This is a genomic window from Agrobacterium vitis (genome assembly GCF_014926405.1).
GTDB lineage: Bacteria > Pseudomonadota > Alphaproteobacteria > Rhizobiales > Rhizobiaceae > Allorhizobium > Allorhizobium vitis_H.
This window is the reverse complement of sequence record NZ_JACXXJ020000005.1, coordinates 657,832-682,065: the sequence shown is the minus strand read 5'-3', so window position 1 is coordinate 682,065 and position 24,234 is coordinate 657,832. Positions and strand designations below refer to the sequence as shown.

Genomic DNA, 24,234 nt, shown 5'->3' with positions numbered 1-24,234 from the left:
ATTTCTAGTTGCGCCGGACCCTACTGCATTCTTCCTGAAATCGAAATGGATTTAAGACGCTGTCCAGAGGCAATGTGATCGCAGACAAGCCCTCTATCTTGATCAACACATTCACAAAAACAGCACAAGGCGGCCCGAAGGCCGCCTTGTGCGAATTTGCGTCATACCAAGGAGAAATCAATGTTCCTTGTTGGCATAAACCGATTTCTTGGTGAGGTAGACCAGGCCGGAGAAGATCAGCAGGAAGACCATGACCATGAAGCCAGTGCGCTTGCGTTCTTCCAGATGCGGTTCGGCAGCCCACATCAGGAAAGCCGAGACGTCCTTGGCATATTGGTCAACCGTCTGCGGCGCGCCATCGTCATAGGTCACCTGCCCCTCGCTGAGCGGCGGCGCCATGGCAAGTGCCGAGGCGGCAGAGAAATACGGGTTATAATGGGTGCCTTCGGCCACCGTCACGCCAGCTGGTGGGTCCTGATAGCCGGTCAGCAGCGCGTGGATATAATCCGGCCCGCCCTCCTGATATTGCGTGAAGATGTCGAAGATGAAGGTCGGGAAACCACGCTCGATGCCGCGTGCCTTGGCAAGCAGCGACATGTCGGGCGGAGCCGCGCCATTATTGGCGGCAGCGGCGGCTTCATGGTTGGGGAAGGGCGACGGGAAATGATCCGAAGGCACGGCCTTGCGGGTATACATTTCGCCGGATGCGTTCGGCCCGTCCTGCACTTCGTATTCGGCGGCAAAGGTCTTCACCTGCGCTTCCGAATAGCCCAGGTCTTCCAGCGTGCGGAAGGAAACCAGGTTCATGGAATGGCAGGCGGAACAGACTTCCTTGTAGATCTTCAGTCCGCGCTGCAATTGCCCCTTGTCATATTTGCCGAAAGGCCCGGAAAAACTCCATTCCACCGGGGCTGGCTTATGAATGGGGTAATGGGGCGTTTCGCCTTCCGCATGTTCCTGCGCAAGCGCTGCGGAAAAGCCGAGACCGGTGGCGAATGCCAGCGACAGGAGGCTTGTGGCAAGCTTCTTCATTGAGTTTATCCTCTCCCTGCCTGTCTCAGACATGCGCTTCGGCTGTTTTGCCGTTCTTGGCCAGAACAGCCTCGGTAATCGAGTTCGGAACCCGCCGTGGCGTTTCCAGCAGACCAAGCAGAGGCATGATCACCAGGAAAAAGCCGAAGTAATACAGCGTACCGAACTGCGCCATGGTGGTGAATGTATCCGTCGGCTGACGTGAACCGAGCCAGCCGAGCAGAATGCAATCAGCGACAAAGATCCAGAAGAACAGCTTGTACCAGGGCCGGTAAACGGCAGAACGCACCTTGGATGTGTCCAGCCAGGGCAGGAAGAACAAGACGATGATCGCCCCGAACATGACAAGCACGCCACCCAGCTTGGAATCGATGAACAGCACGTTGAAGGTGATGGCGCGCAGCATGGCGTAGAATGGCAGGAAGTACCATTCAGGAACGATATGCGCTGGGGTCTTCAGCGGATCGGCCATAATGTAGTTGTCGGGATGGCCAAGGAAGTTCGGCATGTAGAAGATGAACCAGGCATAGGCGATCAGGAAGATCGACACGCCGAAGGCGTCCTTCAGCGTCGCATAGGGCGTAAACGGCACCGTGTCGGTCTTTGACTTCACCTCAACCCCGGTCGGATTGGTCTGTCCGGTGACATGCAGTGCCCAGATATGCAGGATAACCACGCCTGCGATCATGAAGGGCAGCAGGTAATGCAGCGAGAAGAAGCGGTTCAGCGTTGGCTGATCGACGGCGAAGCCGCCAAGCAGGAAGGTCTGGATCCACTCGCCCACATAAGGAAAGGCCGAGAAGAAGCCGGTGATAACAGTCGCCCCCCAGAAGGACATCTGGCCCCAGGGCAGAACGTAACCCATGAAGGCAGTTGCCATCATCAAAAGGAAGATCACCACGCCGAGAATCCAGAGGATTTCGCGAGGTGCCTTGTAGGAGCCGTAGTAAAGGCCACGGGCGATATGCAGATAGACGGCGATGAAGAAGAAGGACGCGCCATTGGCATGCATATAGCGCAGCAGCCAACCATGATTGACGTCGCGCATGATCTTTTCGACGGAATTGAAGGCGACCGTGGTTTCAGCGGTATAATGCATGGCCAGCACGACGCCGGTCAGGATCTGCACGATCAGCATCACCGCCAGCATGGCGCCGAATGTATAGGCGTAGTTCAGATTGCGCGGCACGGGAAAAGCAATGAAACTGTCATAGACCAAGCGCGGCAAGGGTAGCCGCTGATCGATCCACCGTGTCAGCCCGCTCGAAGGCTGGTAACTGGAATGCCCACTCATCAATCTCTCCCCCTCAGCCGATCTTGATCACGGTATTGGATACGAACCCATAATTTGGAATATGCAGGTTTTCCGGCGCCGGACCTTTGCGGATACGGCCGGCCGTATCGTAGACCGAGCCATGGCAGGGACAGAACCACCCGCCATATTCCCCGGCCTGACCGAGCGGTACGCAGCCGAGATGGGTGCAGGAGCCGATCATCACGATCCAGTTTTCCTTGCCCTGCCCCGCCGAGCGGGCAAGATCCGTCGCCTGGGCGTCGTCGCCGGCATTGGCGTTGCGCGCCACCGGGTCCTTCAGCTGGGCAATCGGCACGCCCTTGGCCTCTTCCACTTCCTTGTCGGTGCGGTTGCGGATGAAGACCGGCTTGCCGCGCCACTTGACCGTCAGCGACATGCCCGGCTGAAGCGCCGAGACATCCACCTCGATAGAGGCCAAAGCCAGGGTCGAGGCATCGGGCCGCATCTGGTCGATAAAGGGCCAGGCCACAGCCGCAACGCCAACTGCGCCCGCCATGCCGGTGGCGAGATAAAGGAAGTCGCGGCGCGTCGGCTCGCCCGCGCCCATGCCTCCGCCCGCAGTTTCAGTCTGTGTATTGTGTTCGCTCACGGTCAAACCATCCTCTTCGCATCGCCTGCGACAAACCGTTGGAGCGCCATGGGTCACTCTCACCCGCAAAGGACGCTCGATCACTTTTCATCCACCGCAATACCCGTTCGACGAGCAGGTCCTACGGCAGCGGTCCCCCTGACGGCATCCATGACGCCACAAAATCGCCATGGATTCTCCGCCTCCAAGTCAATTTCTATGCGCGCTGGTGAAATCTGTCCAGTGTTCAACCGCATGAGAGGCAACATGTCGCGGAAAACTTTAGGAAAACCAGGGATAAAAATTCCCCTGCAATTGCAGGGATTTGCGCTTTATCAAGAGCCAGGACACGAGAAGAGCCCTGTTTTTCACGCTTTTGGCTGCCAACCTGATTTGAAAAAAGTCAAGACTTGTGCAATGCGCAAATGACTGTTGCGCTGCAAAATTTTCGTGATCTGCATGTGTAATCGTTGTGAGTTGACCTCGGGATTTTGGCAGTCTCGTTATAAAGCCCAAGGGTGCAAGCTTGATTGCCGGATATCGTCTTTTTCAGAAATCACGTTCTGAGCCATCTGACAGGCCGTATGCATGGTGCTGGCAACCAGAATCGGCTTAAAGATAAATCATGCAACAATTAGAAAGCGTTATAGAAACGCAGTCGACACCCTATAGGCTGCATGACACTGCAATTCCGCAAAAGGCAAGAAGATGAAATCGATGCTGCTGCACATTATGGCAACCCTGCTCGTGCTTGCCCTTGGCCTGTTTGCCCTGCGTTACGCCACCAATTTCTGGGGTGCGGGAGTGATCTATAGTCTCCAGCTTCACGCCGGGCTGGCCATGCTGCTCATGGCGCTGTTCTGCCTGGCGCTACGCCCGGGCCTGTTCACCATGACCCTTCTGGCCGCCACAGTTTTTATTGCTGGTCATGCCGTCTGGATGATCTGGGCCACCCTGCCGCCAACACCCCCGATCGATCTGGCGCGTATGCAGCCGTTCAGGGTTCTGTCCTTCAACGTGCTGGGTGACAACCTGGAAAACGGCGGTGCGATCACCGATTACATTCTCGAATCGGGGGCGGATGTCGCCTATGTGATGGAGGCTGCCCCCGTTTCCCTGCATCTCGACCGGCTCGCCAAGACCTATCCCTACCGAATCGGCTGCGGCGAGCACACGCCGACCTGCGACCTGATGATCCTCTCGAAATATCCGCTCGACATGGTCTATGTCGGCAATCTCAGCGACCTCAGGCGCGACCGGTTCGCCATGGCGAAAATCCAAGTCGGCGGCACCGCCTTGCATCTGGCAGCCGCCCATTTGAGCAAGCCCTATTTCGACGGCTACCACATGGAGGAACTGGGAGAGCTGGGCGACGTCTTGAGCGGCATCGATGGCCCTCTCCTGCTGGCCGGTGATTTCAATGCCTCGACGCTGGCACCCGACATGCAGAAACTGCTGAAAATCACCGGCATGACCACGACCGGGTTAGAACCCGCCACCTGGCCCATCATCGGCGGCGCCTTCGGCGTGCCGATCGACCATATTTTCATCCGCAGCCCGCTGATGGCGGCGAAGCTGTCACGCATTCCCTCGAATTTCGGCTCCAACCATTATGGACTGATCACCGATCTGCTGCTGCCGAAGGGGTGATGAAGCTCACGTCCGTCCGCATCCAGATTATCGAAAGGACGACAGCCACAGAAGACATTGCACCCGCACTCTTCCGCATTTATCTTGCACGTCCATAATTTTGCACCCAATGCCCAAAGTCAGACATTTTCAATCCTAATTATCGACATAGAGAATTGGCCGCCGACAAAAAAGGCCTTATCCAAATGGCGCAAATATTTTTCTTTGTAATATTCACTTTGATTGGTGTGTTTGCCACTAGTTGGCAAGCTGAAGCAGAAGACAATCAAGTTTGGCAACCTTCGGGCGGCATTCAGCAAATTCCAATCTGGCCCCATGAAGCGCCAGACATGGAGACTATTTCACTCCCACCAGAGAGTTTGAAACCGGGAAAACAGACGATCCTTAACGTAACCCATCCAACAATGACTATTTACCCGCCTAAAGGTAAGAACAGCGGCACTGCAATCGTGGTGTTTCCCGGCGGCGGGTTCCGTGTTCTGGCAATGGACCTGGAGGGTACCGAGATCTGCGATTGGATAACAGGCAACGGCATAACCTGTATTCTTCTCAAATATCGAGTGCCAGGAAGTGACGATTATTGGGACACTGACTGCCATTGCCGGGTTATCCCAAAAATACGCCGAGCCCTTCAAGACGCACAGCGCACGGTTCGCCTCGTCAGAGCGCGCTCGCAGGCATTGAATGTCGATCCTCACAAAGTTGGGGTGATTGGATTTTCATCCGGCGGGTTTTTGGTTGCTGAAATAAGCAATATTTCGAAGCCCAACTACGTGTCCGTGGATGAAGCAGACAAGTTGAGCAGCCACCCGGACTTTGCTATCGCTGCATATCCGGGGCATATGTGTTACGATTCCGGCCAACCTAGGCATTTAAATTTCGCGATCACGAAAGCGGCGCCGCCGACATTTCTCGTTCAAGCAAGCGACGACGACGTCGATAACCCCTGCAATAGCAAGGTTTATGCGGATGGCCTCAAGAAAGCTGGCGTGCCCACCGAACTCCATATTTTTGATAGGGGAGGTCATGCGTTTGCGCTGCGAAAGCCTGATTTACCGGTAGGACAATGGCCTAATCTCGCAATCGTCTGGCTAAAGAAAGTGGGCATGTTGTGATAAGGGAATTGCCACTGGAAGAAGGTCCAGGGGGCGTTAGATAGCGGGTTCGTAATACAAAAATTACCTCGAATGAATCAGGCTGGTCCATGTATGAGATAACGAAAACGAAGGGGTCTTTCACGAAAATGAGGACGCTTCGCTGGAGGCTGGCGATTACCTTTTTAAAGATCGTTTTCCGAAAGGAAGAAAGACTAATCTATTCTCTCAAGGCGCTTGGAATGAGTGATCTCTTCTGCGTGCGGGCTCTCGAATTCGCTTATCATCTGGACAATCACTCAGCGAGCATGCTGATCGGCAAGTTCATTGCTAATCCATTTACTGAACCTAAAATCTGAGCCGTCCTTCCGGGTCGGAGTTCATTATTCCGCTCGCATGCAACGCTTATGATCATTATTCCGCCGCCCGATCCGCCTCCTCACCGCCAATAAATCCCCCCGATTGGCGCGCCCAAAGCTCGGCGTAGAGCCCGCCCCGCTCCACCAGTTCGTCGTGGCTGCCCTCTTCGATGATACGGCCCTGGTCGATCACCACGAGGCGGTCGAGGCTGGCGATGGTGGAGAGGCGGTGGGCGATGGCCAGCACGGTTTTCCCGGTCATCAGCTGTTCCAGATTGGACTGGATGGCCGCTTCCACTTCCGAATCGAGCGCCGAGGTTGCCTCGTCCAGCACCAGAATTGGCGCGTCTTTCAGCATCACCCGGGCGATGGCGATCCGCTGGCGCTGGCCGCCGGAAAGCTTCACGCCGCGTTCGCCGACATGCACGTCAAAGCCGGTTCGTCCGCGCTGATCGACCAGTTTTTCGATAAAGCCCAGCGCCTCGGCCTGGTCGGCGGCAGCGCGCAACTGCTCTTCGCTCGCCTCATCGCGGCCAAACAGGATGTTGTCACGGATCGAGCGGTGCAGCAGGGCGGTATCCTGCGTCACCATGCCGATCTTGCCTCGCAGGCTTTCCTGCGTCACTTCGCGCAAATCCTGTCCGTCAATCCGGATGCCCCCGCCCTCGACATCGTAGAACCGCAACAGAAGGTTGACCAGCGTCGTCTTGCCAGCCCCGGAGCGCCCAACAATGCCGACCTTCTCGCCAGGCTTGATGGTCAGCGACAGATGATCGATGGCCCCCTTCTGCTTGCCATAGTGGAAGGACACATCGTCGAAGCGGATTTCCGGGCCGGTGACAGTGAGTACCTTGGCATCGGGTCGGTCCTTCAGACCGATAGGCTGGGAAATCATCTCCGCGGCGTTCTGGATCGTGCCGATATTGCGCATCATGCCGTTCAACTGGGTCATCATCCGGTTTAGCAGCATGCTGAGGCGCAGCACGAGGCCAAGCGTAAACGCCATGCCACCCGCCGTCATCGCGCCTGAAAACCAGCGGTCGATGCAGACGGCGGCAATCATCAGGATCATACCGCCTGACAGCAGTGCCAGCGAGGCACGCACGCCTGTGATCAGCCGGGTAAAGGGCGCTTGCGCTGCCTGGAAACGCTCAAAACCGGCGCGGATGTAATGGTCGTTCTGCCGCTCGCGGGCAAACAGTTTCAGGGTCTGGATATTGGCATAGCTATCCACCAGCCTGCCGGTTAGCGCCGAGCCAGCTTCGGCTGTGTCACGGGCATGGCGGCGGATGCGCGGCACGAAATAGCGGGCCAGCACCGCGAAAACCAGCACCCAGACGGCAATGATTGCCGCCAGCACCCAGTCCAGTTGCGCCAAAAGCGCCATGGTGGAAATCGTGTAAATCACCATGAACCAGGCGACCTGCAACAGCGAGGTCAGGAGATCGCCCGTCGCCTGGCCGCCTGCCCAGACCTTGGTGGCAATCCGCCCGGCAAAATCATTATGGAAGAAGCTCAGCGATTGGCGCGCAACATGCACATGGCTTTGCCAGCGCACCAGATTGAGGAAATTCAACACCACGACCTGTTCTTCGACCAACGCGCTCAGCGTGATCACCGCAAACCGAACGAAGACGACAACGGCGGCAATGCCCAGCAATTCAAGCCCATGCGCACCCAACAGCCCCTGCCAGCCCGCAGCCTTGGGAACGGTATCGATCAGATCCACCAGCCGCCCGACAAACCAGAACATGCTGGCTTCCATCACCGCCACCGCGCCGCCAAACAGCGCCATGGCAAAAAATGCCCACTTGGCCTGGCGCACGTAAAACCACACGAAAGCCGTGGTGCCCCCCGGCGGGCAAAGATCCGCACGCTCGGTAAAAGGATCGACCCAGCGTTCGAACAGGCGGATGATGGCGGAAATCAGCATGGAGCGGGACCTCGGATGAGCCGAACGGGACGAGTCGGTTCTCTCTCAAACTAGGGCTATTGCCGACCGGGACAAAGGTGCTGATGTCGATTGGCTGGTTATATTTGCGTGATCAGGATGGTAACACCCTGATTGCCGTGTCACCCGAACGCCGAGCTGAAAGCGCCCTGAAGGGAACCCCAATATGAAATCGATTGTTGAGATTGGGACGATAAAAGACGTAGAGCCGTGGGTGCAGCTTCGTGCCGCGCTCTGGCCGCATCACATGATTGAAGATCATCGCGCTGAACTGGTCCGAACGTTTCTCTCGGAAAGTGGAAAGGCCATCGCGTTCATCGCCCGAAACAGCGCGAATGAAGCGGTCGGCTTTGCTGAGGCCAGCTTGCGACATGATTATGTGAATGGATGCAGAGCAGTTCGCCCGTTCTATTCCTCGAAGGGATTTACGTCCGGCCCGCTGACAGGCGACAAGGGATTGCAGGATTGCTTTGCAATGCCGTTGCCGAATGGGGAAAGTCGCTTGGATGTGTTGAATTTGGCTCTGACCCGCCGCTAGACAATTCAGCCAGCCATGCGCTCCATACCGCTTTGGGCTTTGAGGAGACACAGCGCGTCGTCTTCTTCCGAAAGCCGTTATAGGCCCGTATAGCTTTTCAACCAGGATCTGCCGCCAGATCCATGTCATCACCTTCATTCAAGACAGTCAGCCGTATCAGATGCTCGGCACAAGGCCGAGCATGACGACGAAAATGGGAACGTGCGCCAGCAAACAATGGCAACGGATTACTCCGCCGCCGTTTCCTGCGCCTCGTTGGCCTCGTCGGCCAAAAACCCGCCCGACTGGCGGTTCCACAGATCGGCATAGACGCCGCTCTGGCTGGCGAGCTGGTGATGGGTGCCGGTCTCGATGATCCGGCCGTTGTCCAGCACCACCAGACGGTCCATTTCGGTCAGTGTCGATAACCGATGGGCGATGGCGATCACCGTCTTGCCCTCCATCAGGGCAAACAGGCTCTCCTGAATGGCGGCCTCTACCTCTGAGTCAAGCGCCGAGGTCGCCTCGTCCAGCACCAAGATCGGTGCGTTTTTCAGGAAGACCCGGGCGATGGCAATCCGCTGGCGCTGGCCGCCGGATAGTTTCACGCCGCGCTCACCCACCTGCGCATCCAGTCCGACCCTGCCCTGCATATCGACGAGGTTCTCGATAAAGTCCCAGGCATTGGCGCGTTTTGCAGCCTCGACCACTTCGGCATCGCTGGCATCCGGGCGGCCATAGGCAATGTTGTCGCGGATCGAGCGGTGCAGCAGCGAGGTATCCTGCGTGACGACGCCGATCTGGCCGCGCAGGCTATCCTGGGTCACCGCCCCGATATCCTGCCCGTCGATGGTGACGTGGCCCTTTTCGACATCGTAGAACCGCAGCAGCAGGTTCATCAGCGTCGTCTTGCCAGCCCCGGAGCGGCCAACCAGCCCAACCTTTTCGCCAGCCTTTATCGTCAGCGAGAAATCGTCGATCACGCCGCGCGTCTTTCCATAGTGGAAGCGGACCTTGTCATAGACAATCTCACCCTTCGGCACGGTCAGCGGCTTGGCATCGGGCTTGTCGGTAATGTCATGCGGCTTGGTCATCATCTCCATGCCGTCATAGACCGTGCCGATATTTTCAAACAGCGCCGACACTTCCCACATCACCCATTGCGACATGCTGTTGACCCGCATGGCAAGCCCGATAGCAATGGCGATAGCACCGACCTGGATCGAGGCCGTCAACCACAGCCAGACGGACAGCGCACCGATCAGGAAGATGACCGTGCAATTGTTGAGATAGACCAGGACCTGAAACAGCGTCACCTTACGCATCTGCGCATGGACGGATTGCAGGAATTCGTCCATCGCGCCCTTGGCATAGTCCTCCTCCCGCCGTGTATGGGAGAACAGCTTGACCGTGGCGATATTGGTATAGCTATCGACAATCCGTCCGGTCATGGTCGAGCGGGTATCGGCCTGGAGCGCTGCAATCTTGCGCAGCCGCGGCACGTAATAGGTGACGATCGAGATATAGATGCCAAGCCAGATCAGCATCGGCACCAGCAGGCGCAGGTCGGCGGAGGCAATCACCACCAGCATCGAGATGAAATAGGTGATGACATAGACGAAAACGTCCAGCACCTTGACCACGGTTTCGCGCACGGCCAGCGAGGTCTGCATGACCTTGGTCGAGACCCGGCCCGAAAACTCATTGGCGAAAAACGTCATGGAATGGTTGAGCAGGAAGCGATGCATCTGCCAGCGGGCAATCATCGGGAAATTGCCCAGCAGTGTCTGATGCACGATCAGCGAATTGATCGTGGCAATGCCCGGCAGAAACACCAGGACCAAGGCCCCCATGCCCACCAGCCGCCAGCCCTCGGTTTGCAGGAACGTATCGCGGTTGGCATGCGAGAGCCAGGTGACGATATCGCCGAGGAACTGGAAGAGCATCACCTCGCCCACCGCAATCAGCATGACCAGCACGGCCATCAGCGCCAGCCAACCGGCAGCGGGCCTGGTATAATGCCAGATGAAGCGGAACAGGCCCTTGGGCGGCAGGCTGGGTTGCTCGGCCGGATAGGGATTGAGTTGGCGTTCGAACCAGGTAAACATCTTCAGTCTCCATCAGCTTGCCGGACCGATATAGCGCGTATCGCGGCAAAGCAACCGGGATATGGCAAGCTCAATCGGTAAACGGCGGCCAACCGCGAAAGGGCCAGCCGATTGGCGGCATGACCGCCTGACCGCAAAGATTCAGGCGAAATCAGCCATGGGATTGAGAAAGACATCGCCTTTTGCAAAAGCGCAGTTCAGGCGATGGCGTTTCGATGCGTTCAAGGAAAAGTCGAGAGGGCTCAGCGCTGCCGGAGAATTCGTGCAGCGGGGTGGCGCATCCAGTGGATATCGGTCATGCGTGCCTCCCTGTCTCGAGTGAAGATGCACTCTCAATAAAGACGCAGCGGGAAATTGAAAAGTCGCAATCGGAACGGCACCCTGTTTTGCGGTCGCACTGTTGCCCATCGACAACAGACAGGCCGCAGCGAAGCCGATATTCAAACGCCATGACCAATAGCATCCCCGGCGTCTCCCCCTCCACGCTCCGCATCGCCCTTTACCAGCCGGATATTCCCGGCAATACCGGCACGATCCTGCGGCTCGCCGCCTGCCTTGGCCTCGGCGTCGATATTATCGAGCCTGCCGGTTTTGACCTGTCAGACCGTAATCTGAAGCGGGCGGGAATGGACTATCTCGCCGCCGTCACCCTCACCCGGCATGTCAACTGGGCGCAATTTGAGGATTGGCGCAAGAACAGCGGACGCCGGCTGGTTCTGGCCTCCACCAAGGCGGCCATGCCCTATACCGAACTTGCCTTTCAGCCCGACGACATCCTGCTGTTTGGCCGCGAAAGCGCCGGTGTGCCTGATCATGTCCATGACGGCGCCGATGCCCGCATCCTGATCCCGATGGTCGAGGGCCAGCGCTCCATCAATGTCGCCATGTCGGCAGCGATGATCGCCGGTGAGGCGCTGCGCCAAACACGGGGCTGATCCCCAAAATTGCCTGATTTTACAAATGCTTCTATCACGATAAGCGCCAGAGTGGCTTATGCATGGACATTTGGCTTTGCGCAAAGCCAGCCGGTTTAGGCCGTGCTATCATTGAAGCTGGATTTGCAATCATGAGCCAATACAGCTTTTCCGTTAGTGCAAAAAAAATAAAGTAACAGTTGCTAATCGAATTGCGCGCCCATAAGTTGCAACGCAACAAAACACATGGGAGAAGACCAATGTTCGAGACAGCCTTCACCTTTGGCTTGACCCAATTTGCCCGATCGCTATCGCTGCCAGAAAGGCTGCAAAAGCGGCCCTTGCGCAATGCCGCGCTGGAGCCCTGGCGTTTGCGCAACAGCAGCCTCGACGCCCTCTATTACGACATCAGAGCGCTGACCTCTGATGAGGCCTTCTATATCAGCGACGCGCTGGCCGCCGAAGGGCTGATCATGATCGTGCCACCCACCGGACAGGGCATGTTGACGCTGTGCGAAACGGTGGATGAATATCTGCTGCGCGGTGGCCGCGAGGTGCGGGCCATGGCGGTGGCGGGCATTGGTGGCTCGGCTGCCGGGGCCGCCGCCTTTGCCCGCAATGTCGCAGACGCCATCGAGGCACCGGTCTGCGCGGTGGTGTCCGGCTATGGACTTGGCGATGTCGTCGCGGAAGCATTGGGCGGGGCTTTCTTCTTTGGCCCGCTGGGCTTTCTGCGCCGCAATTTCGAGATGATCGACGATCTGGTCGGACGCCCACAATTCGGTGCCTACCAGCGCCGCCCGAAACCATCGCAACCGCCGCGTCGCACCAGTCTCGATGCCGATACGGTCCAGGCGCTGCTGTGCCACCCGGATCTGCGGTTCAACCTCGTCACCGGCCATTCCAAAGGCAACCTGATCGTTGCTGAAGCGCTGAACGCCATTGAAAAAGAAGCACCCGAACGGCTTTCCATCTTGGCCGAGCGGTTGCAGATCATCACGTTCAGCACCCGGGTCGCACTGCCCGCGCCGTTTTCGCCCCCCTTGGCGATCATCGGCGAACTCGACTGGTACGGCGAATTGAATGCCACAGCTCCGGTGACCAATATCGTCCGCGTCGCACGCGCCGGCCATTCGACCAACACATCCCTGCCGGGAGCGCTGAAAATCACGGATCTTTTGGCGCAGACGTTGTCCGCGTCACCCGCCAATGTCTCGGAGACAGCGAGCACAGACGCACTGGTTGAAAATGCAATTCCGCCGCTTCTGGCTCTGGTCGTTCCGCCTGTCGTGGCGGAAGCCAATGACATGCCCACGCAAGCCAGCGCGCCCCATGCCAACGCCCCCCAGGCCAGCGCCATGAACGACAATGACAGAAACGATGATGAGAAAGTTATCGTTGATGAGCCGGTTTCATTGGAACCGGAGCTGGAGCCATCTGCCGAACCCATCGACGCGGTGGCAGCCGACAACACCCACGACGCCATCCCGCCGCAGTCAGCCGATGCCCCGCTCTCCGAGCCGGTCACCCCTGAAGACAATACAGACACTGCGCAGATGCTGGCTCCTGACGAATTGGTTCCCGAAGCGCCTGTCCAAACGATTTCCGAGCCTGTCGCTGTCGCCAATACGCCCGCGCCCGTTAAGCAAGCCAGCAATCAACCAGGCAATACCAGCAAGCGCAACAGATCGCGCAAGCGGTAAGGCGTGTTTGCAAGACCCATCACCTTGGCACAGCTGTCACATGAACAGCTGTGCGAGGCTCTTCTGCTGGCTGTTGGCAATGCTGAGGCTAGCGGTCTGCAACTGGGATTGGACGCTTTGCGCCGAAAGCTTGGTGGCTTCCTCTTCCATATCGGCATCGGTCAAGCGACCAATGCTGACCGTGGCGGTATCCTGTAGATCCTTCATCAAATCGGAGCTGTTGGAAATCCGGTTCTGGGTGGCGCCCACGGCGGCGCTTGCATCGGTGATGCTGGAAAGAATCGATTGGGTGGCGCCGATCATCGCGTCGATCTGCGCATTCGACGTATCATCAGAAATGGCAATTTCCGCCGCCGTCGGCGCGGCTGGCGTCTGGGAACCGACATTCAGCAGATAATATTCGTTAGCACTTCCATTGGCGCCAATGGTCAGCGTCGAGCGCGTCAGAATACCATCGCTCGCATCGTTTTTGCTGGTCAGCACGCTTTGCGCCGTGTCGAAATTGGTGACGTTGACGGCCAGATTGCCGCTGCCGTCCGAGCCGACCGAAGACACCATCGAGGTCACTTTCGGTGACTGGTTGCTGTCGAGCGCCAGCCAGTTCTGGCCGTTGAAGCTGGAGGAGTCCGCCACGGTTGAAAGCTGGTCCTTGAGCTGGCTGATCTCGTCATTGATCGCCCCCTTGTTGGCACCAGCAGCTTTGGATGCAATCAGCTTGGCCTGAATGTCGGAAACCAGCCCCGTCGCCTGCTCCAGCCCAAGTGCGGCGGTATCGGAGACGGCAGCCGACAGGGCCGTGGCATCCTCGGCGCTCGACAGCGACAGGCTGTCGGATTTCATCGTCGTGGCAATCGACCAATAGGCAGCATTATCAGAGGCGTCATCGACCTTCTTGCCTGTTGCAACCTTGGTCTGGGTCGCTTCAAGCGCCTTCGAAGACCCGCTCAGGAGAGACAGGGCCGATGCAGACGTGGAATTAATCGATACGGAATCCATGCTGCCCCCTTCAACGTCGTGGGTTTCAAACCGCATGACTGGCGCTTTGAAGAAAAATACCCCACAATGTAAGGGATTTATAATCTACGAGTTATTTCCATCACCTTTCGGCAAAGGATGCAATTTTAACGATTAGGAAATATTCAACGCCAGGCTGCTGAAAGATGTGCGGCATCGTACCCCACTTCAATCCGCAGACGACAAGCGCCGCATGGTGAACTCGATGGCATCACCCTCCAATTGCCGCCAGCTTTCCACTTCGGTCCAGTAGGCGGCTTTGGGAAAGGCATCGAACCATTCCCGTGCCTTGGCCCGGGCCTCTTCCCGGTTGAGGCGAAAGGTTTCCCGAATGAAGGGCGAGGCATCGCGTATCGCCTGCCCCCGTTCTTTTGTCTGTCGATCACGATGGCGGGCAATCTGCCGTTTCAGGCCGTCGAGCGGCGGAAGAGGACGCTTTCCTGTCATGGTGACAATCCTTTCTAGACCCGGCCTGTCGAGACCCGATGATAAGCCATGCGCGATGGTTTTTCCAGTATCAGGTGGCTCGGCGGCGATGGCACAACCGCGCTGGATCTGATAGTCACCGTGCTTCGATCAACACGCCGGGATCTGATGAAAGCGGCGACAGGGAGAGCATATGCAACGGCCCATTCTGCCCAAAGGCTTGCCTGAGGATATCGAGGTAAAGAAGGCCACCGCCCGCGCCTGGTTCGAAAGCCTTCGTGACCAGATCTGCCGGTCCTTTGAGGCGCTGGAAGACGAATTGACCGGCCCCTTGAGCGATCGCCCCCCCGGACGCTTCACGCCTAAGGATTGGCAGCGTGAAGAAGGGCTTGGCGGTGGCGGACGCATGTCGATGATGAACGGCCGGGTGTTCGAGAAGGTCGGCGTTCATACCTCCACGGTGCATGGCGAATTTTCGCCGGAATTTCGCAAGCAGATGCCGGGTGCCGAGGAAGACCCCCGGTTCTGGGCCTCGGGCATTTCACTCATCGCCCATCCCTGCAATCCGCATGTTCCGGCGGTGCATATGAACACGCGCATAGTGGTCACCACCAGCCAATGGTTCGGTGGCGGGGCGGATCTGACCCCGGTGCTGGATCGACGCAGAACGCAGGACGATGCCGATACCGTTGCCTTTCATGCCGCTCTCGAAGCCGCCTGTGCGGCCCATCCTGACGTCGCCGATTATCCCCATTACAAAGCGTGGTGCGAGGAGTATTTCTTTCTGCCGCACCGCCAGGAACCGCGTGGCATCGGCGGCATTTTCTTCGACTGGCTGCATGCCGGGGAAAAATTCGACCTCTGGGCCGCCAATTTCGCCTTCGTGCAGGATGTCGGACGCCAGTTCGCTGCCGTCTATCCCGATCTGGTTCGTCGCAACTTCAACACGCCATGGACAGATGAAGACCGGGAAGAGCAGCTGGTGCGCCGTGGCCGATATGTGGAGTTCAACCTGCTCTATGATCGCGGCACGATTTTCGGCCTGAAGACCGGCGGCAATGTCGAATCGATTTTGTCGTCGCTGCCGCCCCTCGTCGGCTGGCCTTGAGGCGGAAATCTGCTTCAGAATGGGTCTGATCGCAGCAGAAACCCCATAATTGTAGGAGGCTTTCGCTGCGATAACGTTCAATTCATATTATCTTGATTAACAAAAACTGCATTACAGCCCCGTTAATCGAAAATTAACATTGGCATGTCGCGTTCCCGTGTTATCCTGTCGCCTATGGAATGAGGAGGAGGATTGCAATGGCTACGCACAGCATGACTATTCCCACGGACATGACGAATTCAGCAGATCGGACCGGTCGCGACCGACTGATCGACACGGCGGAACTCATCGATCGCATGGCGCATGACCTGAAGGCGTCCAGCGATGCCAACCTGCCGCATTGCTACTTTGTCGAACAGGCAAAATTGCGGCTTGCCGGCCTGCATGGTCGCGAACATCGCGCCAACGACGCCCATAAAATGGTCAGCAAAAACACGGTCAACGGATCAAGCTCGGTGTTTTACGCCTGGGCGATGCCGGAATAAATGGTCTGGCGAAACAATAGCTTATGAAGGGATGGACATGTCCCTTCATAGCAATGGGAAGAGAGCGAAAAGCCGCCAGGCGCGGCGTTTAGCAAGCTTCATGCGATAATTCCTAAATAACAGGAAGCACTGACCTTTGAGGGGTCGTTGCCAACGCCCCCTCGCCGCAGCAATGCTTCGGGAGGAAAGAGCCATGAAACAATTCGAATGTGGACGTCTCGTACCCGGTTGCGAATGGCATACGCATGCCAAGGAAGAAGCCGAGGTGGTGCATCGTGCGGTTGACCATATCCGCATGGTACATGGAGACAGCGTGATCCGAGACAATATCGTCCCGACGGTCCGGGCGCGGATTATCGAAACCGGCGGCAGCTCCATGAAGGCAAACCGCCAAGCGGATGACAATTCCGCCAACCACGCCGCCTGAGTGCAATTAACCTGACGGCGTGACCGCCTCTTTAAGCCGGGAAAGAAGCTTTTCCCGGCTGAAGGTGAAATTGGCTTGAACCCAGTTGTCTTCCAGTGTCGATAACACCCGACCAATCTCTGGTCCGGGCGCAAGACCGGCGGCAATGGCATCGCTGCCGGTTATGGGAAAGACCGGCTTTTCGAAAGCCTGCGCCCGTTGCAGCAGCCTAAACCAGCGGGCTGACGCCGCCATGCTGGTGGTATCCCCTTCTGCCTTGGCACGGGCTGAAGCCAGCGAAAGCTTTAATTGCGCGATAATTCCGGGCTTGTCGTGCCGATAAAGCAACCGGTCGAGAGCAAGATCGACCATGTCGTCCTTGATCTTCGGCGCGGTGGCAAAGCGCTGCAAAAACTCCGCCTCGGCTCGCGATAGTTTCAGCCGCTCGGCCAATCCCTTCATCCGCTCAGGGTTATCAGGCACCATTGCCACCAGCCGCAACAGCGGCTCCTGCTGCCAATTCAGGGCCGTTTCCGCAGCAATCAGGCCCGGAATGGCATCGATCCCCCATTTTTCGGTTTCCGGCAGGATCGCCGTCAACACGCCGGATTGGCGCATCCACAGCAGCGCCCGGCCAGGATCTTTTGCCGAGAGCAGCTTTTTCGTCTCCGACCAGACCCGCTCGGCAGACAACCGGTGTAATTCATCACGCGCCGCCGCACAGGCCCGCAGGCCGTCCGCATCCGGGCGTCCGCGCCCATACCAGGCAAAAAACCGGAAGAAGCGCAGCACCCGCAGATAATCCTCGGCAATCCGCAGGCGGGCTTCGCCAATGAACCGCAGCGTGCCAGTTTGAAGATCCGCCAACCCGCCGACCGGATCGATCACCTCGCCGGACGCCGTGGCATAGAGCGCATTGATGGTGAAATCCCGTCGCTCGGCATCCACCTGCCAGTCGGTGCCGAACGCGACCTCGGCGTGGCGGCCATCGGTTTCCATGTCGCGCCGCAGCGTCGTCACTTCAAACGGCTTGCCGCCGATCACCAGCGTCACTGTGCCATGCTCGATGCCTGTTGGCACTGCCTTGATGCCTGCCGCCTCGGCCCGAGCCGTCACTTCGGAGGGAACAAGCGTGGTGGCGAGATCGATATCGCCAACCGGTTCACCCAGCAGGCTGTTGCGCACCGCGCCGCCCACTACCCGCACCTCGCCGCCATCGGCGTTCAACAGGGCAAAGACCTTGGCCAGCGCCGCATCCTGAAACCAGGGCCGATCCGCAACCGTCGTCATGCATAAAGCCTTTCATAAAGCGTGCGCAGAATGCCTGCGGTAATGCCCCAAATCTGGCGTTCGCCATAGGGCATCACATAAAAATGCCTGGTCGTTCCATTAAAGACTTTGCTGTCGCGGCGGTGATTGTCCGGGTTCATCAGGAAGGATAGCGGCACTTCGAACACATCGGCCACTTCATCCGGGTTGATGGTCAGTTGAAATCCCGGCTGCACCACCGCCAGCACCGGCGTGATGCGAAAGCCGGTGCCAGCGAGATAATGGGGCAGCCGTCCGACAGTCTCGACAAAGCGCGGATCAAGGCCGATTTCCTCTTCCGCCTCGCGCAGCGCCGCCGCTTCCGGGCTTGCATCGGCATCATCGATACCGCCGCCGGGAAAGGCAATCTGGCCGGAATGCTTGCGCAGCGTTGTGGTGCGCTGGGTCAGGATGATCCGCGTATCATTGCCGTCATCCACCACCGGCACCAGCACGGCGGCATCCTTTAGCCGCAGGCCTTCCAGCTTCAGCAATATCTCGGCATTCAACACATGATCGCCATGGTCGCGCCAAGCGGTTTCCAGTGGCGCACCGCTTTGGCTCTGCGCCCGGCTGCGAAATTCATCGGCGGTGAAGCTTGGCAGGACAAGATCGTTGCGGTCGGTTTCCGTCATGAGGCCAATCCATTCAGGTCAGCGGCAGGCATCACGGCAAATGTCTCGCCGCCAGAGCGGATGGCAAACATCGCCTGCCCATCGATATCCACTACCTCACCCAGCGCCATCAGCTCATAGGTCACGGCGCGCGATACCAACGCCTCCAGCCGTCCGCGCACGGCAAGATAGGGCTTCAATTGCTGGTGTTCGCCCTCGATCACAAACCGCAGTGGATACTCAGGCCCAGCCTCGACCAGATCGCCGACATTGGTGCGAAAGGTCAAAACAGCTTCGCCATCCCTTGCACTAACCATCATTTCCACGGCGACGAAATGGGCGTCTGCGACCTTGATTCCCAGTTTTTCCACAGGCGTGACCAGATAGGTCCGCCCATCCTCGTCCTTGCGCAGCACGGTTGAAAACAACCGCACCAAGGGCACACGGCCAATCGGCGTGCCGAGATAGAGCCAGCTTCCATCGGCCAGGATTTCCATGTCGATATCGCCGCAAAACGGCGGATTCCAGCGCTCGACCGGTGGAAGGCCGGGCTTGCCCCCTGCCGTCTGGTCGGCGGCGCGGGCAATCATTGCAGCCAATCCAGCCGCATCGCCCGCGTCATTGTTTTCGTCGCCTGCCATGTTTGCGTCCCGGTTTTAACCTTATTAGACATCGAAGTGAGACATGGGACACGAGATAGTCATTTGAAACCCGCTTGTCAGCCGCCTCACGGGGAATAAGTTAGATAAACTGTGCCGATACACGTAATGATCGATTCTTCTGGCAATCGGCACAGGCCTGCCTTACCTACCAATGACGATATGAGCCAACGGAGACCGCCATGGGCATGATCAACACCACGGACACCGCGCTCGATGAAAAAGCCATCGTCGCTCTGGCTGAACAGGCCCTGGCCGAGATTGCCAGCGTGCGCGCCGAGGTCTCCAAGGTTATTTTCGGCCAGGAAAAGGTCGTGGAAAACACCCTGCTCGCCATTCTCTCCGGCGGCCATGCGCTGCTGGTCGGCGTGCCGGGCCTGGCCAAAACCAAGCTGGTGACGACGCTCGGCACCGTGCTGGGGCTGGACGCCAACCGCATCCAGTTCACCCCCGACCTGATGCCGTCGGACATTCTCGGCACCGAAGTGATGGACCAGGACGAGCATGGCCGTCGCTCCTTCCGCTTCGTCAAGGGGCCGGTGTTTGCGCAATTGCTGATGGCCGATGAAATCAACCGGGCCAGCCCGCGCACCCAATCCGCCCTGCTGCAATCCATGCAGGAATATCACATTACCATTGCCGGTCAGCGTTATGATCTGCCCGCCCCTTTCCATGTGCTGGCCACTCAGAACCCGCTGGAACAGGAAGGCACCTATCCGCTGCCGGAAGCCCAGCTCGACCGTTTCCTGTTGCAGGTCGATGTCGGCTATCCGGATCTGGCGGCAGAACGGCAGATCCTGCTCGACACGACCGGTATCAGTGATAGCCATGCCAGCGCCGTGCTGGATGCGCCCCGCCTGCTCGACATCCAGAAGCTGGTCCGCCAGATGCCGGTGCCCGACAGCGTGGTCGATGCCATCCTGTCGCTGGTGCGTGCCGCCCGGCCCGGCCAAGGTCATACGGAAACCGACAAGCATGTGGCCTGGGGTCCCGGTCCACGCGCCGGACAGGCTTTGATGCTGTGCGCCCGCGCCCGTGCACTTTACGAAGGACGCCTTGCCCCATCGATTGACGATGTGCATGCGCTGGCCGAACCGGTGCTTCAGCACCGGATGGCGTTGACCTTTGCGGCCCGTGCCGAAGGCATGGCGGTGCGTGACGTGATCGCTGGCTTGATCAAGCACAGCAAAGCGTGAGGGAGCGGTAGCGTTTTGGCAGGATTTGCACCGGAAGCGATCAGAGGGCCTGTTGACGGACGGATCGTCGAGAAAACCCCGACCGGGGATGTTCTGGCCCGCGCCCGCCAACGCGCTGCCCTCATTCCCGATTGCATGGTGGAAGCCAAGCGCATCGCCAATACCGTCATTTCCGGCTGGCATGGCCGCAGAAAACGCGGCATTGGCGAAAATTTCTGGCAGTTCCGCCCCTATGCGGAGGGCGAAAGCCTGGCCGGAATCGATTGGCGCCGCTCGGCCCGCGACGATCATCTCTATATCCGCGACCGCGAATGGGAAGCGGCCCACACGATCTGGCTCTGGGCCGATCTGTCGCCCTCAATGATGTATAAATCCCGCTTCGGCAGTGTTTCCAAGGAAAGCCGGGCGCTGGTGCTGATGCTGGCGCTGGCCGAAGTGCTGGCGCGCTCCGGCGAGCGTATCGGCTGCCCCGGCATCATGGAACCGATGTCCGCCCGCAACGCCTCCGAGCGGCTGGCGGCAGCGCTGATCCATGCGCCGGACCTGAGCGGCCTGCCCAATCAGGGCTTTCCCGATACGGCGATGATCCGCAATGCCAGCGATATCGTGCTGATCGGTGATTTTCTTGATGATCCCGATGCGATTATGGCGGGCATTGCACCGCTGGCCCGGCGCGGGTTGCGCGGTCATGTCATCGAAGTTGCCGATCCGGCGGAAGAACTGTTTCCCTATGCGGGCCGCACCGAATTTACCGACCCGGAAACCGGCGAAAAGCTGGTATCGGGCCGCGCCGAAAACATCCGGGAAGACTATCGCCGCGCCTATTTCCTGCGCCGTGAAGCCTTGAGCGAGGAATTGCGGCGGCTGGGCTGGAGCTTTACCGCGCATCTCACCGACCGACTGGCCTCCGAAGCGCTGGTCAAGGTGCATATGCATCTCTCCGGGGCGCCGCAGCTTTCCCACCGTGGAGGCGCGTAATGGGTGGCCTTCCGCTTGCTTTTGTCACTCCTGCGCTGCTCGGCGCGCTCGTCGTGCTGCCAGCCATCTGGTTTCTGCTGAAACTGACACCGCCGCGCCCGCAGATGGAAGTGTTTCCACCGCTGCGCATTCTGGCCCGCGTGCTGAAGCGCGAGGAAACCCCGGCCCGAAGCCCCTGGTGGCTGACGCTGCTGCGCATGGCGATGGCAACCCTGGTCATTCTGGCCTTGGCCGAGCCGGTGCTCAACCCGCGCGGCACATCGGTTGCCGGTGGCGGTCCGCTGGTTCTTGTCATCGACAACAGCTGGGCCAGCGTCACCGATTGGGAGCGCCGCGTCGAGACGGCAAACGGCCTGATCGATGAGGCCGAAAGCAGCAATCTACCGATTTCCCTGGTGCTGACCGCCGACCTGACCCAGGATGCCGTCCCCGTCAATGCCGCCACCGCCCGCGAAAGGCTGAGCGCCGCACGGCCCCGGCCTTTGACGCCGGACCGCAACCGCGCCCTCACCGCGCTGACGGCAGGGCTGAAGGGAACCAAGCCCGGCACGCTGGCCTTCCTGAGCGATGGTCTTGCGGCCAGCGAAAGCGAACAGATCGGCAGCCAGTTCTCTGCCCTTGCCCCTGCCGAATTGCGCGTAATCACCGATGACGGCAAGGCGAGTATCGCCCTGACCGGTGCCACCAATGGCGTCGATCAGCTTGTCGCAAAGGTGACACGTCTGTCGCCTGCCGATCCCCAACAGATCATCGTCGATGCGCAGGACCAGCAGGGCCGGCCGATTGCGTCAGGCACCGCCAGTTTTGCCGCCGGGCAAAGCGTCGCCACGGCTGAGATTGCCGCCCCTTTCGAGTTGCGCAATGATTTTGCCCGGTTGAGCCTTGCTGGTTATGGCACAGCCGGTGCCGTCCAGCTGCTGGATGACGGCTTTCGCCGCCGCAAGGTCGCGCTTCTCGCCGGTGACGCCAATGACGAATTCCAGCCGCTGCTATCGCCGCTCTATTACATTCAGCGGGCGCTGCAACCCTATGCCGATCTGATCAAATCCAATGACAAGGATCTGGCCAGAGCCATTCCCGAACTGTTGCAGCAGAACCCCTCGGCCCTGATCATGGCCGATATCGGCCGCCTGCCGCCGGATGTGCAGCAACAGCTACAACGCTGGCTGCAACGCAGCGGCACGCTGATCCGTTTTGCCGGGCCAAGGCTTGCCGCTGCCCCTGCCGATGATCCGCTGGTGCCGGTCATTCTGCGCCAGGGCGAACGCCAATTGGGCGGCGCACTCTCCTGGTCGGAGCCGCAACCGCTGGCCCCCTTCCCGCCCACCAGCCCGTTTGCCGGGCTTGCGCCACCCGATGGCGTGCTGGTCAAGCGGCAGGTTCTGGCTGAACCGACCCCTGATCTCGCCAGCCGCACCTGGGCAAGCCTTGCCGATGGCACGCCACTGGTCACCGCCAGGGATAGCGGTGCCGGGCGCATCGTGCTGTTCCATGTCAGCGCCGAGGCCAGCTGGTCCAATCTACCGATCTCAGGCGATTTCGTGGAAATGCTGCGCCGGGTCGTGCAGATGGCCCATGCTAGCGGGGCCAATACCGGTAGCAATGCGACCGCCGCAGCCGCCAGCCTGCCGCCGTACCGGCTGCTGACCGAGCATGGCGGACTGACCGCCGAGGCCAGCAATGCCAAGCCGCTGGAGCTGGGAGCTAAACGCCCACCTGCCGCAACGTTTGACAATCCACCCGGCCTTTACGGCTCCGAAGATGGATTTTCTGCCCTGAACCTTCTGCCAGCAGGTGCCGAACTGAAACCGATAAACCTCGAGGACGTGACGGTTCCGGTGGTGCGCGAGCCGCTGGCCGGGGCAAGTGCTACACCGCTGAAGCCGCCGCTGCTGGGTATCGCATTGGCTCTGTTCATCATCGACAGTCTGGTCGTCCTTCTCATGGGCGGAGCCTTTGCCCGGATGCCGAAAGCCCGGATCGCCAAAAGCGCTGGTGCTCTCGTGGTCCTGGCCGCAGCACTGGCCCTGCTGCCTGCGGACCGTAGCTTTGCCAATGACACCAAGCCGGGCGATGACGTGTTACTGCAACGGCTGGATACGACCCATCTTGCCTATGTGAAGACCGGGGAGCAGGACGTCGATAGCATTTCGGAACGGGGCCTGAGCGGGCTCACCGAATTTCTCACCTATCGCACCACGCTGGAGCCGGGCGCGCCGGTCGGGCTGGACATTGCCAAGGACGAACTATCGCTCTACCCGATCATCTTCTGGCCGATTTCGGCCAGCGCCCCGATGCCAAGCGCCGAGGCCATCAGCCGGATCGACGCCTATATGCGCTCCGGCGGCACGGTGCTGTTCGACACCCGCGACCAATTGGGCAGTATGGGTGGGCAAGGAGATGCCGGGGCCAGCGCCAATGGCGAGCGCCTGCGCGAAATTCTTGCCAATATCGATATTCCGCCGCTGGAGCCGGTGCCGAAGGACCATGTGATCAACCGGTCCTTCTATCTGCTGCATACCTATCCGGGCCGCTATACGGGCAGCCCACTCTGGGTCGAGGCCAGGCAGGAGGCCCGCGCCAGCCAGAACGGCCTGACCTCGGGCGGTGATGGCGTGTCACCGATCATCATCACCGGCAATGATTTTCTTTCCGCCTGGGCCATCGACGCCAATGGTGTCCCCATGCTGCCGACCGTGCCGCCCGATGAAAATCAGCGGGAAATCTCCTACCGCGTCGGGGTCAATATCATGATGTATATGCTGACCGGCAATTACAAAGCCGATCAGGTCCATGTTCCGGCCCTGCTGGAAAGGCTGGGTCAATAAG

The 24,234-nt window shown here is 59.0% G+C and carries 21 protein-coding genes and 1 pseudogene; 12 read left to right on the top strand and 10 right to left on the bottom strand.

The annotated features are described in order from the left end of the window. Positions 1 to 177: 177 nt before the first annotated feature. The 3 genes from IEI95_RS14200 to petA are packed head-to-tail and all read right to left on the bottom strand — an operon-like array spanning position 178 to position 2,936. The gene (locus IEI95_RS14200) at positions 178 to 1,032 is read right to left on the bottom strand and encodes a cytochrome c1 (protein WP_015916715.1); all 855 of its coding nucleotides are present in this window, start codon (positions 1,030 to 1,032) and stop codon (positions 178 to 180) included. Positions 1,033 to 1,057: 25 nt separating this feature from the next. Continuing rightward, positions 1,058 to 2,326 (bottom strand): cytochrome b, encoded by a 1,269-nt coding sequence (locus tag IEI95_RS14195; RefSeq protein ID WP_015916716.1) that lies wholly within the window; start codon positions 2,324 to 2,326, stop codon positions 1,058 to 1,060. A gap of 13 nt (positions 2,327 to 2,339) precedes the next feature. Further along, positions 2,340 to 2,936 carry a ubiquinol-cytochrome c reductase iron-sulfur subunit gene (gene petA, locus IEI95_RS14190; protein WP_070164203.1) on the bottom strand — a complete coding sequence of 199 codons (597 nt, stop codon included), beginning with the start codon at positions 2,934 to 2,936 and terminating at the stop codon, positions 2,340 to 2,342. A gap of 150 nt (positions 2,937 to 3,086) precedes the next feature. Here petA and IEI95_RS14185 point away from each other — a divergent pair, with 150 nt between their 5' ends. From IEI95_RS14185 to IEI95_RS14175, 3 genes are all read left to right on the top strand, one after another. Continuing rightward, on the top strand, positions 3,087 to 3,344 hold the full coding sequence (locus IEI95_RS14185; RefSeq protein ID WP_156534633.1) for a hypothetical protein: 258 nt from the start codon (positions 3,087 to 3,089) through the stop codon (positions 3,342 to 3,344). A 288-nt stretch (positions 3,345 to 3,632) separates the two neighbouring features. Continuing rightward, the gene (locus tag IEI95_RS14180) at positions 3,633 to 4,565 is read left to right on the top strand and encodes an endonuclease/exonuclease/phosphatase family protein (protein ID WP_156534635.1); all 933 of its coding nucleotides are present in this window, start codon (positions 3,633 to 3,635) and stop codon (positions 4,563 to 4,565) included. Positions 4,566 to 4,720: 155 nt separating this feature from the next. Beyond that, positions 4,721 to 5,680, top strand: a complete 960-nt coding sequence (locus IEI95_RS14175) for an alpha/beta hydrolase (protein WP_197435617.1) — start codon at positions 4,721 to 4,723, stop codon at positions 5,678 to 5,680. Between the two features lie 393 nt (positions 5,681 to 6,073). Here the strand turns inward: IEI95_RS14175 and IEI95_RS14170 are convergent, their stop codons facing one another. Further along, positions 6,074 to 7,951 (bottom strand): ABC transporter ATP-binding protein, encoded by a 1,878-nt coding sequence (locus IEI95_RS14170; RefSeq protein WP_156534638.1) that lies wholly within the window; start codon positions 7,949 to 7,951, stop codon positions 6,074 to 6,076. Between the two features lie 184 nt (positions 7,952 to 8,135). On the opposite strand from IEI95_RS14170, the pseudogene aac(6') reads away from it, so the two are divergent. Beyond that, positions 8,136 to 8,590, top strand: a pseudogene (aac(6'), locus tag IEI95_RS14165) (aminoglycoside 6'-N-acetyltransferase). 144 nt (positions 8,591 to 8,734) lie between these two features. On the opposite strand, the gene IEI95_RS14160 reads toward aac(6'), so the two are convergent. Continuing rightward, complete coding sequence (locus IEI95_RS14160; RefSeq protein WP_156536977.1) at positions 8,735 to 10,594, bottom strand: ABC transporter ATP-binding protein; 1,860 nt, start codon at positions 10,592 to 10,594, stop codon at positions 8,735 to 8,737. Positions 10,595 to 11,043: 449 nt separating this feature from the next. Between IEI95_RS14160 and IEI95_RS14155 the strand changes: the two genes are divergently transcribed. Together IEI95_RS14155 and IEI95_RS14150 are read left to right on the top strand one after the other, a co-directional pair. Further along, positions 11,044 to 11,529, top strand: coding sequence for a tRNA (cytidine(34)-2'-O)-methyltransferase (locus IEI95_RS14155; protein ID WP_156534644.1), 486 nt, complete (start codon positions 11,044 to 11,046; stop codon positions 11,527 to 11,529). Between the two features lie 239 nt (positions 11,530 to 11,768). Further along, positions 11,769 to 13,211, top strand: a complete 1,443-nt coding sequence (locus IEI95_RS14150; protein WP_194416593.1) for a ribonuclease E domain-containing protein — start codon at positions 11,769 to 11,771, stop codon at positions 13,209 to 13,211. A 36-nt stretch (positions 13,212 to 13,247) separates the two neighbouring features. On the opposite strand, the gene IEI95_RS14145 is transcribed toward IEI95_RS14150, so the two are convergent. Both IEI95_RS14145 and IEI95_RS14140 read right to left on the bottom strand, forming a co-directional pair. Further along, positions 13,248 to 14,207 (bottom strand): flagellin N-terminal helical domain-containing protein, encoded by a 960-nt coding sequence (locus tag IEI95_RS14145; RefSeq protein ID WP_156534649.1) that lies wholly within the window; start codon positions 14,205 to 14,207, stop codon positions 13,248 to 13,250. Positions 14,208 to 14,393: 186 nt separating this feature from the next. Continuing rightward, positions 14,394 to 14,672, bottom strand: a complete 279-nt coding sequence (locus IEI95_RS14140) for a hypothetical protein (RefSeq protein ID WP_015916725.1) — start codon at positions 14,670 to 14,672, stop codon at positions 14,394 to 14,396. Between the two features lie 172 nt (positions 14,673 to 14,844). Here IEI95_RS14140 and hemF point away from each other — a divergent pair, with 172 nt between their 5' ends. The 3 genes from hemF to IEI95_RS14125 all read left to right on the top strand — a co-directional run bounded on the left by hemF (position 14,845) and on the right by IEI95_RS14125 (position 16,671). Beyond that, positions 14,845 to 15,759, top strand: coding sequence for an oxygen-dependent coproporphyrinogen oxidase (hemF, locus tag IEI95_RS14135; RefSeq protein WP_156536979.1), 915 nt, complete (start codon positions 14,845 to 14,847; stop codon positions 15,757 to 15,759). A gap of 197 nt (positions 15,760 to 15,956) precedes the next feature. Further along, positions 15,957 to 16,244 (top strand): hypothetical protein, encoded by a 288-nt coding sequence (locus IEI95_RS14130; protein ID WP_049777216.1) that lies wholly within the window; start codon positions 15,957 to 15,959, stop codon positions 16,242 to 16,244. Between the two features lie 193 nt (positions 16,245 to 16,437). After that, positions 16,438 to 16,671 (top strand): DUF1059 domain-containing protein, encoded by a 234-nt coding sequence (locus IEI95_RS14125; protein WP_156536980.1) that lies wholly within the window; start codon positions 16,438 to 16,440, stop codon positions 16,669 to 16,671. A gap of 6 nt (positions 16,672 to 16,677) precedes the next feature. Here the strand turns inward: IEI95_RS14125 and IEI95_RS14120 are convergent, their stop codons facing one another. The 3 genes from IEI95_RS14120 to IEI95_RS14110 are packed head-to-tail and all read right to left on the bottom strand — an operon-like array spanning position 16,678 to position 19,213. Continuing rightward, positions 16,678 to 17,940: a CCA tRNA nucleotidyltransferase gene (locus IEI95_RS14120; RefSeq protein ID WP_156536981.1), complete on the bottom strand. Its 1,263-nt coding sequence runs from the start codon at positions 17,938 to 17,940 to the stop codon at positions 16,678 to 16,680. Next, entirely contained in the window at positions 17,937 to 18,593 is a 657-nt protein-coding gene (locus IEI95_RS14115) for a CoA pyrophosphatase (protein ID WP_070164172.1), read from the bottom strand. The genes IEI95_RS14120 and IEI95_RS14115 overlap by 4 nt, the downstream gene beginning before the upstream one ends. Continuing rightward, positions 18,590 to 19,213: a DUF1285 domain-containing protein gene (locus IEI95_RS14110; protein WP_156534659.1), complete on the bottom strand. Its 624-nt coding sequence runs from the start codon at positions 19,211 to 19,213 to the stop codon at positions 18,590 to 18,592. Before IEI95_RS14110 ends, IEI95_RS14115 begins: the two co-directional genes overlap by 4 nt. A gap of 200 nt (positions 19,214 to 19,413) precedes the next feature. Between IEI95_RS14110 and IEI95_RS14105 the strand changes: the two genes are divergently transcribed. From IEI95_RS14105 to IEI95_RS14095, 3 genes are read left to right on the top strand one after another with little or no spacing between them, the layout of a single operon-like run. After that, positions 19,414 to 20,427, top strand: a complete 1,014-nt coding sequence (locus tag IEI95_RS14105) for an AAA family ATPase (protein WP_156534661.1) — start codon at positions 19,414 to 19,416, stop codon at positions 20,425 to 20,427. Between the two features lie 15 nt (positions 20,428 to 20,442). Continuing rightward, complete coding sequence (locus tag IEI95_RS14100; RefSeq protein ID WP_156534663.1) at positions 20,443 to 21,405, top strand: DUF58 domain-containing protein; 963 nt, start codon at positions 20,443 to 20,445, stop codon at positions 21,403 to 21,405. Further along, positions 21,405 to 24,233: a DUF4159 domain-containing protein gene (locus IEI95_RS14095; protein ID WP_194416592.1), complete on the top strand. Its 2,829-nt coding sequence runs from the start codon at positions 21,405 to 21,407 to the stop codon at positions 24,231 to 24,233. The genes IEI95_RS14100 and IEI95_RS14095 overlap by 1 nt, the downstream gene beginning before the upstream one ends. Position 24,234 lies beyond the last annotated feature (1 nt).